Below are 17,001 nucleotides of genomic sequence, written 5' to 3'. Positions count from 1 at the left end.
CGGTTACAAAAGTGGAAATAAACGGAAAACACCCTCTAAACGCATACGCCAGGATAGAGGAAATAAAACTTAAGGTGTTGAGGAAGAGAGAAACGAAGGTGCCCATCCAGAAAGGATAGGTAGAGAGAAATTTATTTGGTTTCATTCCAGTATTGGCGAACAAGATTCGTCGTTTCAACCGGCAATGGGATATAGCCAAGCTTTTGAGCTGCCGCATCTCCGTTTTTGAATGAAAAATCAAAGAATCGGATCACGTCATTTCGTGTATCCGCTTTATCGGCATCACGAGGCATCAAAATAAATGTTGCTGCTACGATCGGATAGGCATTGTCTTGAAGAACCAACGAGCTGTAAAAATGATCTTTTTTCGACCATTTGGCTTGTTTTACCGCTGCTTGGAAATTTGGAAGAGTCGCACTCACCCATTTTCCTTCCGCAGTTTGTAGCGTAGCAGCTGCGAGATTATTCTTCTCTTTATACGCATTTTCGATGTACCCAATAGAGTATGGTGTTTGTTTGATGAGGTTGGTTACCCCTTCATTTCCTTTTCCACCGACACCGGTTGCCCAACCGATCGCTTTACCGGTTCCGAATTTGCTTTTCCACATTTTGGAGGCTTCACTCAAATAATCTGTGAAAACAAATGTTGTCCCCGATCCGTCAGAACGATGTGCAACGATGATTTTTTGTGCCGGCAAATTGATTCCTGGATTATCCGCAGCAATTTTAGGATCGTTCCACATAGTGATTTGACCCGCAAAAATTTCTGCTACAACGCTATTTTTGAGTTTTAATTTTTCATCCGCAATACCGGGAATATTATGCGCCACAACGATAGAACCGATAACGGCCGGAAATTGAGTCAATTTTGCCGCATCCAACTCTTTTGGTGTCAATGGAGCATCGGTCGCACCAAAATCAACAATGCGCTCAGAGATCTGCTTAACCCCTCCGCCTGAACCGATAGCTTGGTAGTTAACACGTGTATGGGTCGCTTTTTGGTAGTTATACGCCCAGTCATAATAACATGGAGCCGGAAATGTAGCTCCCGCACCATTGATTTTATCTGCTGCAACCATTGAGGTTGCTGCGATTGCTGCAATGACCAAACCTTTTGTTACGCTCTTTAGCATTGTGGAATCCTTTTGGAATTTTGATAGTGCGATTGTAAAATTAGCGGGTAACAAAATGATTACAAATAAAACGATGTTTGTAATCTCACGGTTATAAAGCGCCGTTATAATCGCGCACATCATTTATACAAAGGCACATCCATGCTACCACGCTATGAAAATAAGCTCAATGAAATCCGCTCAATGATTTCAGCCATCCTCTCTCAAATCATTCAATCGAGCGAAGAGACTCTCGCCGCTTTTGAAACAGGAAATATGGAACTGTATGAAACATCACGTACCCATATCAAAAATCTCCAAAGCGACGCTAACAAAATCGATAACGAAATTATCAAAACGTTTGCCCTCTTCGGCCCTGAAGCTGATGAGTTACGTCTTCTCGTTGCGTATCTAAAAATGACCAATGAAATTGACCGTATCGGCGACGGACTCAAAAAATACAGCAAACGCCTTCATGATCACTGCATCGGAGGATGTGATATGTCCGTGCTGACAAATGCAATCATCCAATTGCATAAAACGACCATCAATGCGTTACAATACATTACTGAATGTTTGGACTCTATTGAGTCGTGTGATGCAGAAGACGTTTACCGCAAAGTGATGGTTGAAGAGTCTAAAAATGACGATCTTTTCTCTATTATGGAAAAAGAGCTCTTAAATCTCATCATCGATGCAGATGACCTCGCTGTAGAGTACGTTAGAGTATTGGGAACACTTCGAAAATTGGAACGTATCGGAGATCGTACCGTCAATATCGCATCGTTAATGCTTTTTGCTCAAAAAGGCGGCGAATTAAATTTACACAATTAGTTCTAAAGAATAGACGTGAAACTGCGAAGAAAGGAATCAATCGTGAATGCGTTGATACTGATTGTCGAAGACGAACAGGATATTTTGGAACTGATGGAATATCATCTCTCCAAAGAGGGATTTGAAACCATCGGATTTCTGAATACAAAACATGTTTTGGCAGCATTGGAAGAAGAACATATCGACCTGATTTTAATGGATCGCAATCTTCCCGGTGCCGAGGGATCCGAGTTTGTCGAATCACTCCGCAAGCGGGGAATTCACACCCCTGTTATTTTTGTGAGTGCAAAACACAAAGATGAAGAGATCGAACAGGGATTTGAACGCGGCGGTGATGATTACATCACCAAACCCTTTAGTATGAAAGAGTTGATTTTACGGGTGAAAGCGGTATTGCGCCGAACCAAAAAACTCTCTGCCGCAGGCGATGTCACCTATCGAGACATCTCTCTCAATCTCGGCGCACGAAGTGCTTTTATCGAGGGTAAACCAGTAGAACTAACAAAACTAGAATTCGATCTTCTGCATGCTCTTATCGTGAATGAAAATGTTGTGCTTGATCGTGACTATCTTCTCGAAAACGTGTGGGGGAGCGATGAGGTCTATCAAGACCGCACTGTAAACGTGGCTATCAACCGCCTCAAAGAAAAAATCGATCCCGATAAAAACAAAGACTATATCAAAACCGTACGGGGAGTCGGATACACGCTGTGCTAAGAATTCATCAGCTCTTTTTTCTGAACATTTTAGGACTTTTTATCGCGGCTCTTTTGGTCGCTTCACTCATCAGTTTTTTCGCCCTAAAAAGTATGATCATCGAAGATGGAAAAGAGCGATTGATCCAGAATATTGAGCTTCTCGAACCTCAAATCATCGAATCAAAAAATCTTGATTCTCTTGCATCCTCCATCGCTCAAAAAGCCCATTTACGAGTAACCGTCGTTGCTGAAGACGGTGCAGTAATCGCTGAGAGCGATACCGACAAGACTAAAATGGAAAACCACTCCAATCGTGTCGAAATCATGGAGGCCATGCAAAATCCCTACGGGATGACCATCCGTTATTCCAAGACATTAAAAAGTGATTTTGTCTATGTTGCCAAAAAAATTTCCAAACCGGACGGGAGCGTTTATTTCAGGCTTTCAATGAGTTTGCGAAGCGTTATGGAACACTTTTATTCCCTGTGGATCAAGCTTTTTATCGCCTTTATCCTTTTAATGGTCATTGCACTCATTATCGCTTATAACATCTCCAAAAAAGCCCGTTACGATATTCTCCAAATTACCCGCTATCTGGATGAGGTTTCGGCTAAGAATTATCGGGCCATACTCAAACCCGAATATTTTCGGGAGTTTTTGCAAATCTCGATACTCCTCAAAAATTTAGTCAAAAAACTCCATAACCGTGATAAACAAAAACGCAAACACACGGCCAAACTCCGCTTGATCAACAAACAGCAAAACGATATTCTCTCGGCAATCAGCCATGAGTTTAAAAATCCGATCGCTGCCATCATGGGATATGCCGAAACACTCCGCGATGATATTAATATCGATCCGAAAATCCGTCAAAAGTTTTTGGAAAAAATTCTCTCCAATACCCATCGTGTTACACTCATGCTCGATCGTCTCGCCCTATCGGTAAAACTGGAAAACAATGATCTCTCGATCAAGCCGAGCACCTTTGACTTGGCTAACGTCTGTTTGGATTCTATTTCAATCTTGCAAGCGAAATATCCGGAACGCTCCATCCGTTTTGAAGGTTCCTCCAAAAATGTATTTGCAGATAAAACGATGCTGGAACTCGTCATAACCAACCTGATAGACAACGCCTTGAAATACTCCGAAGAAGAAGTAAGTGTTACCCTCACCGAGTCTACGATCAGCATTACCGACAAAGGGATCGGTATCGCCTCGAACGAACTCGATAAAATAACCTCAAAATTCTATCGCGTCCAGAAAAACCGGTGGGATAACTCGATGGGGTTAGGGCTCTCTATCGTCAGCTACATCCTCAAATTACATGATTCGGCTCTTACGATCGAGAGCACGCAAGGGGTTGGATCAACGTTTGGATTTTCTCTTGTCTCCATGATCGAAAAAAAGGGTAAGTCAAAAAAATGATACACCTCCCTCTCCCTTTGGTACGACTGGTTGAACATCTCTCGTACCACGGGATCAGAGCCATTTTTGTAGGTGGATTTGTTCGGGATCATTTTACTGGTCACATGACTCAAGATCTCGATATCGAACTCTACGGCGTCACCTCTCTCGAAACACTCGAAACACTCCTAAAGCCTTTCGGAAAAATGGGGCTTTACGGCAAAAGCTTCGGCGTCATAAAACTCTCCTATGAGGGCTATGCAATCGATTTTTCTCCTCCTCGTACCGAATCCAAATCGGGCTTTGGACACAAAGGTTTTGAGATGGCATGGCATAGCCATCTCGATTTTTCAGCCGCAGCACGTCGCCGTGATTTCACAATCAATGCGATAGGATACGATCCGATAGAAAAAAAATTACTGGATCCCTACGACGGCTTGAACGATTTGGAAAACAAAATTCTCCGCTGTGTCGATCCCGAAACATTTGTCGATGATCCTTTGCGAGTATTGCGCGCCGTACAGTTTGCCGCCCGATATGAGCTCACATGCGATACAACACTCCTTGATCTTTGCCGCAACATGATTGCAGAAGGTGCCCTCGCAGAGCTTCCGAAAGAGCGGATTTTTGAAGAGTTAAAAAAACTTCTTTTACAAAGTGACCGCCCCTCCATCGGATTTGCGCTGTTTCGAGAAATGGGAGGATTGGAGTTCTTTTCTCCTTTGGATCAACTTGAAACAACCCCCCAAGAAAAAGAGTCTCATCCTGAAGGGTCGGTATGGAATCACACCCTAATGGCACTTGATACAATGGCATCGTTACGAAGCGGACAATGGCGTGATGATATGGTATTGATGCTTACGATGCTATTGCACGACATCGGAAAACCTCAGACCACGCTCATCGAAAACGGCCAATTAAATGCCCCGAAACATGCAGAAGCAGGTGTCGAAATTGCTAGAGATTGGTTATCTCGCATAACCGATGATAAAGATTTGGTTGAGCGTATTCTTCCTCTCATCCGCTATCACGGTTTCCCGCGTAAACTTTATCGCTCTAGCGCCGATGACAGAGCTATTTTACATTTAAGCACACACGTTTGCATTCATGATCTGATACGTGTTGCAAAAGCTGATTTTTACGGACGCTCTTTCAATACCCCTGTTCCAAAAACCTTTGAGGCAGGAGAGTGGCTTTACGAACGTGCATCGGCATTGAATGTTTTATTTGAGCCTCCAAAACCATTACTTATGGGACGGGATTTAATTTCGTATGGATTAACCCCATCGGAGACATTTAAAGGTATTTTGGAACAGGCCTATCATGCCCAACTCGATCAAGTTTTTTCGACCCATGAAGAAGCACTTGAGTGGCTCGTAACTCAACTGTAATCATCTTGCAATAAAATTGCCCTAATTTTTTGCTCAAGGGCTTGGCATGATTGATAAAATCTTCCTAAATATGACCCGTACCAGCGCACTGTTGATCCTTTTCATCGTTGCCTGGATTTTTGTGGTCCTCTTTAATCACTCGATCGAAGCGATGCAAACGTTCGGTTTTGATTTCATTACCAAAGACGAATGGGCACCGAACCTCGAAAAATTCGGCGCGTATGCGGCGATTTTCGGTTCTGTCGCTTCGACGTTTTTGGCGATGCTATTGGCAATTCCCGTGGCTATCGGTGTTGCTATTTTCCTCAGTGAAATTGCTCACGATAAAATCAAAGGGTTCTTCGGAGTGAGCGTCGAGCTTCTCGCCGCCATCCCTTCCGTTATCTACGGGATGTGGGGACTCTTTTTCTTCGTACCGATTCTACGTGATATTTTCGGCGGGATGGGGATCGGTCTATTGGCGGCAGGAATCGTTTTGGCGATTATGATTTTGCCGTTTATGGCAGCTGTCACCCGCGATGCGATGAACACCACTCCCGATATTTTGAAAGAATCGGCCTACGCTCTGGGTGGAACCCAGTGGGATGTGATCAAAGATATCATCATCCCTTACGCCAAAGCCGGGATTATCGGTTCACTCATTCTCGCTCTGGGTCGGGCAATCGGAGAGACTATGGCGGTAACGTTTGTAATGGGGAATGTCCACCACACCCCAAAAACCATTCTTGATCCGACGACTTCGATTCCGGTTACATTGGCAAACGAATTTACCGAAGCCGATTCGTCACTCTATTTCTCGAGCCTGTTTGGATTGGCGCTAACCCTGCTTGTAATGAGCTTTGTCGTCATCGCTATCGCAAAATTTTACTTTTTACGTAAAGTGAGGAAAGGACAATGACCGCAACCCAAAAACGGATCATCATCAACCGCATCGCTCTTGGATTCTCGACGCTAAGCGCGATTATCGCCCTCGCCTTTTTGTTTTGGATCCTCGGGGTTTTAGTGATGAAAGGGGTCGACTCGTTGAGTTGGAGCATCTTTATGTTCGAGGGATCACCTCCGGGCTATGCCGAAAGCGGTCTTAAACACGCTCTTGTCGGACAGCTCATCCTTGTCGGTTTGGCAACTCTCATCGGTGTTCCCCTCGGAATTATGGCGGGAACGTATTTGAGCGAATACGGTAAAAACTCAAAACTTGCCCACACAATCCGCGATATCAGTGATATCATGATGTCGGCACCTTCGATTGTTATCGGAGCTTTCGTCTACGCTGTGGTCGTTATGCCGATGGGGCACTTCAGTGCATGGGCCGGAGCGATCGCACTCGCGATTATCATGATTCCGATCATTTTGCGTACAACGGACGATATGCTCCAACTGGTACCCGGAACGCTTAGAGAAGCGGCATTTGCACTTGGTGCACCAAAATACAAAGTGATTATGGATGTCGTTTATCGCGGTGCAAAAGCGGGTATTTTGACCGGTGTATTGCTCGGTATCGCCCGTGTCGGAGGCGAAACGGCACCGTTGTTATTCACTTCATTTAACGATAACTTTTTCACCACCGATTTGAATGAAGCAATGCCTTCGCTTACAGTTACGATGTTTAACTATGCAATCAGTCCCTACGATGACTGGCAACAACTCGGATGGGCGGCAGCATTTATCCTCTCAATGTTTATTTTAGGTCTCAATATTGTGGGACGACTTATTTTATTAGCCGGAAAAAGGAAATAATTATGGCAAGTATTATCGATATCAAAGATGAATGTTCACTCCACGTCCGTAATTTTAGTTTCACCTACAAAGGTGCTACTACGCCAAGTTTGAAAAAAGTAACGATGCCGATCGCCAAACACTCCGTTACGGCATTGATCGGACCATCAGGATGCGGAAAAACAACCTTACTTCGTTCATTCAACCGTATGCACGATCTCTATCCGGGGAACAAATACGAAGGTGAGATCGAGTTTGAAGGTCGCAATATCCTCGATCCTAAAGAAGATTTGATCCATTTACGCACCAAAATCGGGATGATTTTCCAAAAACCGACGGCGTTTCCGATGTCGATTTTCGATAATGTCGCGTATGGTATGCGTCTTCAAGGGATTAAAAACAAAACCGAGTTGGAAGGGCGTGTTGAAAAAGCGCTCCAAGACGCCGCTATTTGGAAAGAGGTAAAAGACCGCCTCAAACACGATGCCAACGGTCTCTCCGGAGGTCAACAGCAGCGTTTATGTATCGCACGTGCGATTGCGGTTGAGCCTGAAGTTCTCCTCTTCGACGAACCGACCTCGGCACTTGATCCGATTTCAACCCAAGGAATTGAAAAACTGGTTATTGAACTCAAAGAGCGTGTTTCGATCATCATCGTTACCCATAATATGCAGCAAGCAGCTCGTGTGAGTGATTACACCGGATTTATGTATTTAGGGGATTTGATCGAGTTGGGGCACACTGAAGAACTCTTCGTTACCCCGAAAGAAAAATTGACACAAGAATATATCACCGGTAAATTCGGGTGATTCCTCGGAGCTTTTGCTCCTTTTTTTCTTCACCGCTTCACATTGCATCCATTCAGTAACGATATTCCATATAACAAATTTACTCTTCAAAAGCATTAAGCATATTGGCGCTTTGACGTTCTCCAACAAGTTTCAAATTGTGTCGCCATTCGATAAAGCGTAAAATAGAAGTGGTGTCATAAAGTGTATGGTCCACATACCCTTTTTTTGCATACGGAGATATGACTAATGCGGGTACCCGCGTCCCCGGACCCCAACGATCTGCCGCAGGAGGTGCAACATGGTCCCACAATCCTCCGTTCTCATCGTATGTAACCAAAATGAGTGACTTCTCCCATAAAGGTTTGTTTGAACGAATCAGCTCTACGATTTGATAGAGTTTCTCATCCGCCGCTTTCACACTCGCATAACCAGGATGCTGATTATCTTCGGCAGAAGGCTTAAAAAACACCACATTCGGCAATAATGAGTTATTGATCTGCTTTATCAGTTCCTCTTCGTCATGCAAGTGGCGACGCCCCTCACTGCCGGGCTTATAGCGTTCAAAATACAAAAACGGATTGTGATGGTATTGGTAGTGAATTTCATCCCCTTTACCCTCAAGCGCTTTACGATAGCCACCGCTGTACCAACCCCATGAAATATTTCGTTCACTCAGCCGATCCCCGATCGTATCATGCATTAGTGGTTTTAACCGCAATGCCGAATCGGAATATTTAGCTTTAAAAGGCGGGTAAAATGGCTGAATCGTATTAACCGCATATCCATCAGGGGTTAATATACCGTCTTTGATAATTTCGCCATTTTCATCCAATTCATAGCGGGAAATATTGCTCTCTTTTCCAACATAGGGTGTTTGCGCCGCAATCAGCCACTGATGATTTAAAAACGACCCCCCATATGCCGCAGCAAAAAATCGGTCACACAGCGTAAACTCTTTTGCGTATCGCCACATATGACTTTCACGCATATTGTGATACCCCATCACAAGAGCTTTTTCATTACTGATATAAGCAAACCGGTCATTTTTTCCGTTATTGATTTGGAGGATGTTTTGGTAAAAACGGTGTACCATGTCGGGAATCATCCCCTCTTGAGATATGAACTCGTCAAGCAAAAATGGGGTGTTATTGATCTGTTTTGGAAATCCCGATTGTATTGCATTAGGACCCATCTCAATATGTGAATAGGTTTTTCCCTCACCATTTATTTGAAGTGGATAAGATTGTAAAGGGGCATCCGAGGTATCTGCTCCGTGAAAACCATAAAACAGATTATCGAAACTGCGGTTTTCGAGATAGATAACGATAATGTGGTCTATTTTATCTTTGAGGTTTGAAGCACTCATCCATAACGGGATGAGCAAAAGGGCAAAAAAGCGCATAATGAACCTTTTTTGCTGAGAAGTATATCCTTTTTGATTTACCGGGAAATTACTTTTTCTCTTTTACCATTTGTTCGCTATCAATTTCCACTACCGTATGAACATTTCCGCGCGGATAATAGTCTGCAACCACTTTTAATCGCTTAGGAGCGATTTTTTTCTCGAATGTGCTGTAAATCTCGTTTGCACTGTTTTCGTGCGAAATATGACGGTTTCTGAATGAATTAATATATAGTTTGATCGCTTTGAGTTCTGCTACCCATTTATCCGGCGTATATTCGACGTAAATCGTTGCAAAATCGGGATAGCCGCTGCGCGGACATAAACAGGTAAATTCCGGTAGTGTTACTTTGATCACATAATCGCGTTCATGTTGATTCGGCCAAATTTCAAAATCTTTTTCTACATCAAAATTTTCAACAATTTGTTCACCGTATTTCATTCTTTTCCTTTTAATTGTTCTTCATTCAAAATTTTACCCAGATAATTTCCCTCTCGATAATTAATCTTCAGCGATTGGGCAATGTGATCCGATTCTTCATCTTCAATCATCGAAATCCATGTATTTGCTCCGCACAAATGCGCACTAAGATTAAGCCCCTGGAGAATATTTCGATACCCTTCTTTTCGAATGTTACGGCTATAGTTAGTATCAAATCGGACGACATCTATCTCCAGCTCTTTCAAATATAAAAGAGCGGTATGATGTCCTCCGAGCTTATCCAAAGCGATTTTGTATCCCGCTTTTCGATAATGTGCGATTTGTTGAGCAAACCGCTCCAATTGGTGACAATACTCTTTCTCTTCAAATAACATCGTTATTTTATAACGCGCTTTTGGATAACGCTCAAAAAGAGTCAAAGCATGTTCAAAAAAATGGGGATTTCGTAACGTAACCGATGAAATTGTAACGATAAAATTTCGAGTCGATTCATCGCATAGCGATCCCAAATGTTCAAGAATTTCACTTTCAAACAGACGCATTTTGTTGAGTCGGTTCAATGCCGGAATATAGCGGCTTTGATGGATGAAACGCCCTTGCGAGTCGATCAGTTTCACCGTAGTATCATAAATTTGATTTTCATCGCAGCAAACAGGTAAAAATCCGATGGAAAAACGTTTTTCACTTAGTGCATTTAAAATTTCGGTTTCAAGATCACTAATGGAATAAAGTTCTTCTCTATCGCTGTTAATACGGTCATTGTGCAGTTCATACAAACGGCTTGTTAGCAATTCGATCTCTTGTGATAAACGTGAATCGATCATAACCGCTTCGAGGCGTATCTCAATTTCGTTATGAACAAAATTTTGGTATTTACTCAAAAACAGTTCTAACAACGCTGTGTATTTCTCTTTTTCACCCGCGAGCAAAATTAAAAAATCACCCCCTTTATGACGTCCTATAGGGAGCTTTTCTACCCCTTTTTCACGAAAAAACTGATCTATTTTATAGACTGTATTTTGAAGTGCATCGTCTCCATTTTTAAATCCGTAGCGTTCATTGATCGACCATAAATTTTCTACACTGATCATAACCATTGTGTGCGTTTTTTTTGCAAACGCTTTTGTTGCTAATCGGAAAAAAAATTCAGAGGTAAATGTATGTGTGATAGGATCGGTAATATTTTCCCGACTGCTTTGGTAAATAAGATAAAAAATAAAATAGATCATTACTCCCAAAATAGCGATGGATAGGACAATCAGCGATGAGAATGTGGTGTAGTGTTGTGTAAGAAGTGCAAAAAGAGAGACCGTACTCAAAAAAAAGATCGGTAATCCCATCCGTAATGCAAGTACAAAACGATGTTCTCTCTCTTTTTTTTCAGGATAGGTCATAAAAAGTTAGATATCCAAATGTTTAACGTCTTTCGCATGCGTTTCGATATAGTTACGGCGCGGCTCTACATCATCTCCCATAAAGAGATTGAATGCTTCGCTTGCTGCTTCGGCATCATCGACGGCAATACGAAGCAACACACGATTTTCAGGTGTCATTGTTGTTTCCCAAAGCTGTTCAGGATTCATTTCCCCCAAACCTTTATAACGTTGAATATACGATCCCTTCTTAGCGAAATCGGTGATTTTAGTCAAAAGTTCAAGCAAATCTCCCTCTAACGGTAAATTCCACTCTTGGATTTTTTGGTAGATATAGTTTGCTTCCGCAAAATGAGGGGATGTGAATAATTCATCGTTGATAATTAACTCTTCCAAACCGCTTTCGGTTTGAACAAAAATATGCATTTGTTCGTCATTAACACTTTTGCTCAAAATATTATTGTTTTTAGCACTCAAAAACGCTTCAACTTTTGTATACATTTCATGGATCGGCAATCCTACGATATCAGGATTTTCGATGAAATAACGGATGAGATCTACCAATGCATAACGACGCTCAAGAGCATCGAGAGTTGAACGGTAATGATCTACCATTTTGAAAAAGCTGACCAAATCGTTCGCACCGATACTCTCAACTTCAAGCGCACCGATACCGTTTTCGATCAAGAATGCATTCATCACACGATCGTCTTTGAAATAGATCTCTTTTTTCCCTTTTTGGTAGCGATACAATGGCGGTTGTGCCAAATAGAGATAGCCGTTTTCAACAACTTTCGGCAAATAACGGAAGAAGAATGTCAATAACAACGTTTGGATATGGCTACCGTCGACGTCAGCATCGGTCATGATGATGATTTTATGATAACGGAGTTTTTCTTCATTGAATTCATCGCCGATTCCGCATCCAAGAGCGGTAATCATGTTGGTGATTTCATCCGATTTTAGGATTTTGTCCAAACGTGCTTTCTCAACGTTAAGGATTTTACCTTTGAGCGGCAAAATTGCTTGAAACACACGATCACGCCCCTGTTTCGCAGATCCTCCCGCAGAGTCCCCTTCCACCAGATAGAGTTCGCTGATTGATGGATCTTTGCTTTGGCAGTCTGCCAATTTACCCGGCAATGTTCCCACTGTCATCGCATCTTTACGACGGGTCAGTTCACGCGCTTTTTTCGCCGCTTCACGTCCGCGAGCCGCCATTAGCGCTTTTTGGACGATTGCTTTGGCTTGAAGCGGATTTTCCTCGAAATATTTGGTCAGTTTTTCGTAGGTAACTTTTTGTACCAACGGTCGAACGTAGGTATTTCCGAGTTTCCCTTTGGTTTGTCCTTCGAACTGAGGTTCCGGTACACGAACCGATACTACACAGATAAGACCTTCTGAAACATCCTCACCGGTGAGAGGTACGTCTTTTTCTTTGGCATTACCGTTTTGTTTGTTGTAGTTTGAGATAACACGGGTTAATCCTGCTCGGAAACCCGCTTCGTGAGTACCGCCGTTAGGGGTATTGATGTTATTGACAAACGTAAACGTTTTATCATCATAGCTTTCGTTGTACATCAATGCGATATCCATCTCGATATCTTCGATTTTTTCGGTGAATGCAAACGGAGTTGCTACAACGGTTTTTTTATTCACATCGGTAACAAATTGGCTGATACCACCTTCGTAGTGGTAGGTATTTTCTGCACCGTTGCGCTCATCTTTGAAGATGATCGTAATTTTAGGATTGAGGTAAGCAAGTTCACGGAACCGTTTTGCCAAATAGTCATAATCGAAAATGATAGTTTCGGTAAAGATCGTCGGATCCGGGAAAAACTCGATGGTTGTTCCACGTTTGCGTGTTGTTCCAGTAACGGCCAACGGCTCTTGCGGAATACCGCATTTAAAGTTTTGTTCATGGATTTGACCCTCACGGTGAATGGTCATTTTCAAATCACTTGAGAGAGCATTAACAACCGAAACCCCAACCCCGTGCAAACCTCCGGAGACTTTATAGGTGTCTTTGTCAAACTTTCCGCCGGCATGCAATACGGTCAAAACAACAGTAGCAGCAGAGATCCCTTCCGTCGGATGCATATCGGTTGGAATACCGCGACCGTTATCGTTTACGATGGCTGTACCGTTTTTGGTCAATGTTACCGTGATAGTGTCACAATGTCCCGCCATCGCTTCATCGATTGAGTTATCGACAACTTCATAAATTAAATGATGAAGTCCGCGATGTCCAGTATCTCCGATATACATACCCGGTCGTTTACGAACGGCTTCGAGACCTTTTAGGACTTTAATATTGCTGGCACCGTAATTTTGTTCCATGATTGCTCCCGCGATTTTGCGTGTTATAGTGCTTTATTTTACCGTAATGAAACTAAAAAGAAGGTTTTATGGAGATTTGATTGCCATCCCCTCTTAACTATGGGATGACGAAGGGTTTTTAAATAACAATCGGCATGACGATTGTTTTAAAATTTTGATCTTTCAAGACAAAAGGTTGATTCGATTCATTTGCTTCAAGGATGAATTCAGTGCTGTTTACTTGAGATAAAAAATCCAAAATATAACGACTGTTGATTGCAAGGATAAACGGAGATTCAAATCCATTTTCGATTTCAACAGTTGTTTTTGCTTCGATGTTATCATCACTCAAGCTTTCAAACAAGATGGAATCACTTTGGAAAGTAAGTTTCAAATCATTGGAGATCGTCGTAATCTGTTTGATTGCAGTAACAATGACGCTTTTTGGAAGTGTTAGAACACGTTGAGCTTCTCTTGGGATAATACGGCTGTAATCAGGAAATTTTCCATTGATCAGTTTGGTATAGAAAAGAGAATCTTCTGATTTAATGATGAGATGGGTGTTATCGTAATAAATCTCGATATTGTTGTTGAAAAGTTTTTGAATTTCGATAATCGCCTTTTTAGGGACAATGATGGAGAGTTCTGCATCGCTTTGACTGTCGATTTGAACGAGTGCTAGGCGCCGTGTATCGGTTGATACGAAATTGATTTGATTGCTTTTGATATCGATCAAAGCACCGTTGAGTTCAAATTTAGGGTTATTGGTATCGGCAGCAGGTGTGATTTTTTTCAATGATTCAATCAACAAGTGTGAATTAATGGCGATGTTCGGTTTTCCATCCGTTGTTGGGAAAGAAGGAAATTCTGAGCTTTTATAGGTTGGGAGTTTGAAATTGGATCGTTTTTGTCGAATGATCAACGTCTCTTTTTCCAAAGAGAGTTCTACCTCTTCATCTTTGAGAATACGAATGATATCCAAAAGTTTTTTACCGTTAGCAGTAAGTGATCCAGGCTCTTCAACACTGATGGAGTTTGTTTGAATCACAAGACCGATTTCATAATCGGTTGCTTTTGCGAATAAGGTTCTACCGTCTGTTGAGAGCAAAATATGGGATGTGATTTGAGATGTATCTTTTTTCTCTAAAAAAGGTTGTAGGTGTAGAAGGATATTTTCCAAAACCGATTTTTCAACGGTAATTTTCATAAAAGACTCCTTTTATTATATAAAGCATTAATTGTAGTAGTTAGTAATAAGGGGGTGTGAATGGGTGAAAACCACTCCAAAACTCCCATCTCGCCTATTATCAGCATGTGATGAACGGATACTTTTTCATTCACATCTATTCACGTAATGGGAATTATATCTTTTTTAAAACCCCTTTACAAACATAAAACGTTATTCAGGAGTAGCAATTGAGACTTTATTGGAGAGTTCTTCGATTTTCATTCGGAAATCTTCATCGTTTTTCATCAGTTCTTGAATTTTTTTCATAGTATGGCTGACGGCAGTGTGATCTTTCATCCCGAAGTATTGAGCGAGTTGAGGCATAGAGTTCGGTGTGAGTGAACGGGCGAGATAGATGGCGATACGGCGTGCGTAGACGATATTGCTGTTTCGGCTTTTTGAACGAATCTCGCTAGGTTTGATATTGAGCTCTTTTGCAATGGTATCCATAATGAGGTCGGTGGTAATGTTGCTACGTTTTTCCGCCATTTGTTCTTTGAGGACATTGCGGGCAAATTCGATGGTGATGTCGACCCCCATGAGCTGTGAATAGGCATTGAGTTTGGAGAGAATCCCCTCGATCTCACGAGTGTTGTTTTCGATAATCGTTGCAACGTAGTTGATCACCTCGCGATCGAGTTTAACACGGTTGATTTCACATTTTTTCTTGATGATCTCAATTTTTGTTTCGAGTTCAGGTGGCTGTATATCGGCAACAAGACCTGATTCAAAACGGCTTTTGAGACGCTCTTCAAGACCGCCGATTTTTTTGGGGGGTTTATCGGAGGTGATAATGATTTGTTTGTTCTCATTACGCAATGCATCAAATGTGTGGAAAAATTCTTCTTGAATCTGGTTTTTGTTGCTCAAAAATTGAATATCGTCGATGAGGAGCAAATCACATTTGCGGTATTTATCTTTGAAGCGATCCATAGTACGGTTGTTCAAATGACGGGAAAAATCGTTGAGAAACTGTTCTACTGAAGTGTAAATAACCGTTTTCCCCTGAGCGAGCATAACATTCCCGACCGATTGCATCAAGTGCGTTTTACCCAATCCTACCCCTCCGTAGATAAAGAGAGGGTTGTAGACGACTCCCGGTTTTTCACTGACGTTTTTGGCGGCGATGAAGGCAAAGTTATTCGAATCACCGACGACAAAGTTTTGAAACGTATAAGAAGGGTTGAGCAATGAACCGCTTGGTCGTTCCGTATTAACGACAACTGCTTGGTTTTGAGCAGGAGCTGCGGATGTACTTGCGGATTGTATGAGAATAGAAACGGTCGGTTTAATATTGGTTTTGATTTCAAAAAGATGGGCAATTTTATCGGAAAATTTGGTTCTTACCCAGTTGGCAATCAATGCGTTTGGGGCACGGTAGATTGCAAGATTGCTTTTGGATTCGGTTTCATCATAGGTTAATTGTTTAATATATCGTAGGTAATCAATTTCATTGATTTCACCTTTTAAAGCATTTAAAACCTGTATACCGATCGAATTCATCGTTTTTTCAACCCCTGTGAATAAATTGCCAAATCATACCGATATTTCCCTATAATTAGGATCAAAGAAGGAGTGAATAGAAGTTTTTCACTCATGTGAATAAGGAATATAATGAATATTTTAGGGATCGATCCTGGAACACGAAATTGCGGATATGCTATCGTTACTATCGAAGGTCAAAAAATTCGTCTGGTTGAAGCCGGATTGATAAAGATTAAAGCCGAATCGCTTCAATATCAAATCCCTCAGGTCGCCGAAGCAATCGAACAGCTATTTCACGCACATACAATAGACGAAGTGGCGATGGAAGATATCTTTTACGCACACAATCCGAAAACGGTTTTAAAACTTGCCCAGTTTCGCGGAGCTATTACCTTGAAGCTTTTACAAGAGTATGGGATGTTTGCGGAATATACGCCCCTTCAGGTGAAAAAAGCGTTGACAGGGAAAGCGAAAGCGGCAAAAGAACAAGTGGCGTTTATGGTAAAACAAATATTGGGGATAACAAAAGAGATCAAGCCGTTAGATATAACGGATGCAATGGCTGTAGCTATTACTCATGCACAAAGAGTAAAATTAGAAAATTCTAAGCGACCAACACACCAGGAAGGTCGCCGAGTTAGAAGTTTATCCAAAGACGCTTAGAGAACCTTAATAATTTGAGATTGACCAGACGCTTAAGTGTTAATCTTTGTTATGCCACTAAAATATTTCTGAATTTCATAAAAATATACGTAATTTTCTTGAAATGTGTAATATTCACACTGTGATACTTGTCTCTTACACAT

15 protein-coding genes are annotated in these 17,001 nt (G+C 41.9%); 8 read left to right on the top strand and 7 right to left on the bottom strand.

The window, feature by feature from the left end; all coding sequences use genetic code 11:
- Positions 1 to 131: 131 nt before the first annotated feature.
- A complete protein-coding gene (pstS, locus tag CJD30_RS04860; protein ID WP_294916874.1) occupies positions 132 to 1,133 on the bottom strand; it encodes a phosphate ABC transporter substrate-binding protein PstS in 1,002 nt (333 codons plus the stop codon).
- A 141-nt stretch (positions 1,134 to 1,274) separates the two neighbouring features.
- Here pstS and CJD30_RS04855 point away from each other — a divergent pair, with 141 nt between their 5' ends.
- From CJD30_RS04855 to pstB, 7 genes are read left to right on the top strand one after another with little or no spacing between them, the layout of a single operon-like run.
- Complete coding sequence (locus CJD30_RS04855; RefSeq protein WP_294916872.1) at positions 1,275 to 1,946, top strand: PhoU domain-containing protein; 672 nt, start codon at positions 1,275 to 1,277, stop codon at positions 1,944 to 1,946.
- Positions 1,947 to 1,988: 42 nt separating this feature from the next.
- Positions 1,989 to 2,663 (top strand): response regulator transcription factor, encoded by a 675-nt coding sequence (locus tag CJD30_RS04850; RefSeq protein ID WP_294916870.1) that lies wholly within the window; start codon positions 1,989 to 1,991, stop codon positions 2,661 to 2,663.
- The gene (locus CJD30_RS04845; RefSeq protein ID WP_294916868.1) at positions 2,657 to 4,069 is read left to right on the top strand and encodes a HAMP domain-containing sensor histidine kinase; all 1,413 of its coding nucleotides are present in this window, start codon (positions 2,657 to 2,659) and stop codon (positions 4,067 to 4,069) included. Before CJD30_RS04850 ends, CJD30_RS04845 begins: the two co-directional genes overlap by 7 nt.
- A complete protein-coding gene (locus CJD30_RS04840; RefSeq protein ID WP_294916866.1) occupies positions 4,066 to 5,439 on the top strand; it encodes an HD domain-containing protein in 1,374 nt (457 codons plus the stop codon). Before CJD30_RS04845 ends, CJD30_RS04840 begins: the two co-directional genes overlap by 4 nt.
- A gap of 46 nt (positions 5,440 to 5,485) precedes the next feature.
- Positions 5,486 to 6,337 (top strand): phosphate ABC transporter permease subunit PstC, encoded by an 852-nt coding sequence (pstC, locus tag CJD30_RS04835; RefSeq protein ID WP_294916864.1) that lies wholly within the window; start codon positions 5,486 to 5,488, stop codon positions 6,335 to 6,337.
- Positions 6,334 to 7,176, top strand: a complete 843-nt coding sequence (gene pstA, locus CJD30_RS04830; RefSeq protein ID WP_294916861.1) for a phosphate ABC transporter permease PstA — start codon at positions 6,334 to 6,336, stop codon at positions 7,174 to 7,176. Before pstC ends, pstA begins: the two co-directional genes overlap by 4 nt.
- 2 nt (positions 7,177 to 7,178) lie before the next feature.
- On the top strand, positions 7,179 to 7,964 hold the full coding sequence (gene pstB / locus CJD30_RS04825; RefSeq protein WP_294916859.1) for a phosphate ABC transporter ATP-binding protein PstB: 786 nt from the start codon (positions 7,179 to 7,181) through the stop codon (positions 7,962 to 7,964).
- A gap of 79 nt (positions 7,965 to 8,043) precedes the next feature.
- Here pstB and CJD30_RS04820 read toward each other — a convergent pair whose 3' ends face one another.
- From CJD30_RS04820 to dnaA, 6 genes are all read right to left on the bottom strand, one after another.
- On the bottom strand, positions 8,044 to 9,348 hold the full coding sequence (locus tag CJD30_RS04820) for an alkaline phosphatase family protein (RefSeq protein WP_294916856.1): 1,305 nt from the start codon (positions 9,346 to 9,348) through the stop codon (positions 8,044 to 8,046).
- Positions 9,349 to 9,397: 49 nt separating this feature from the next.
- Positions 9,398 to 9,790, bottom strand: coding sequence for a preQ(1) synthase (gene queF, locus CJD30_RS04815; RefSeq protein ID WP_294916854.1), 393 nt, complete (start codon positions 9,788 to 9,790; stop codon positions 9,398 to 9,400).
- Positions 9,787 to 11,184, bottom strand: coding sequence for an EAL domain-containing protein (locus CJD30_RS04810; protein ID WP_294916852.1), 1,398 nt, complete (start codon positions 11,182 to 11,184; stop codon positions 9,787 to 9,789). The genes queF and CJD30_RS04810 overlap by 4 nt, the downstream gene beginning before the upstream one ends.
- A 6-nt stretch (positions 11,185 to 11,190) precedes the next feature.
- Entirely contained in the window at positions 11,191 to 13,503 is a 2,313-nt protein-coding gene (gene gyrB, locus CJD30_RS04805) for a DNA topoisomerase (ATP-hydrolyzing) subunit B (RefSeq protein ID WP_294916850.1), read from the bottom strand.
- 118 nt (positions 13,504 to 13,621) lie between these two features.
- The gene (gene dnaN, locus CJD30_RS04800) at positions 13,622 to 14,689 is read right to left on the bottom strand and encodes a DNA polymerase III subunit beta (protein ID WP_294916848.1); all 1,068 of its coding nucleotides are present in this window, start codon (positions 14,687 to 14,689) and stop codon (positions 13,622 to 13,624) included.
- Positions 14,690 to 14,881: 192 nt separating this feature from the next.
- Positions 14,882 to 16,213 (bottom strand): chromosomal replication initiator protein DnaA, encoded by a 1,332-nt coding sequence (gene dnaA / locus CJD30_RS04795; protein WP_294916846.1) that lies wholly within the window; start codon positions 16,211 to 16,213, stop codon positions 14,882 to 14,884.
- A 111-nt stretch (positions 16,214 to 16,324) separates the two neighbouring features.
- On the opposite strand from dnaA, the gene ruvC reads away from it, so the two are divergent.
- Positions 16,325 to 16,858 (top strand): crossover junction endodeoxyribonuclease RuvC, encoded by a 534-nt coding sequence (gene ruvC, locus CJD30_RS04790; RefSeq protein ID WP_294916844.1) that lies wholly within the window; start codon positions 16,325 to 16,327, stop codon positions 16,856 to 16,858.
- The last annotated feature ends 143 nt before the right edge of the window (positions 16,859 to 17,001 follow it).

This window comes from Sulfuricurvum sp. PD_MW2 (assembly GCF_002633015.1).
Taxonomy (GTDB): Bacteria; Campylobacterota; Campylobacteria; order Campylobacterales; family Sulfurimonadaceae; genus Sulfuricurvum.
The sequence above is the reverse complement of the archived record's forward strand: the minus strand, read 5'-3'. Positions and strand labels throughout refer to the sequence as shown.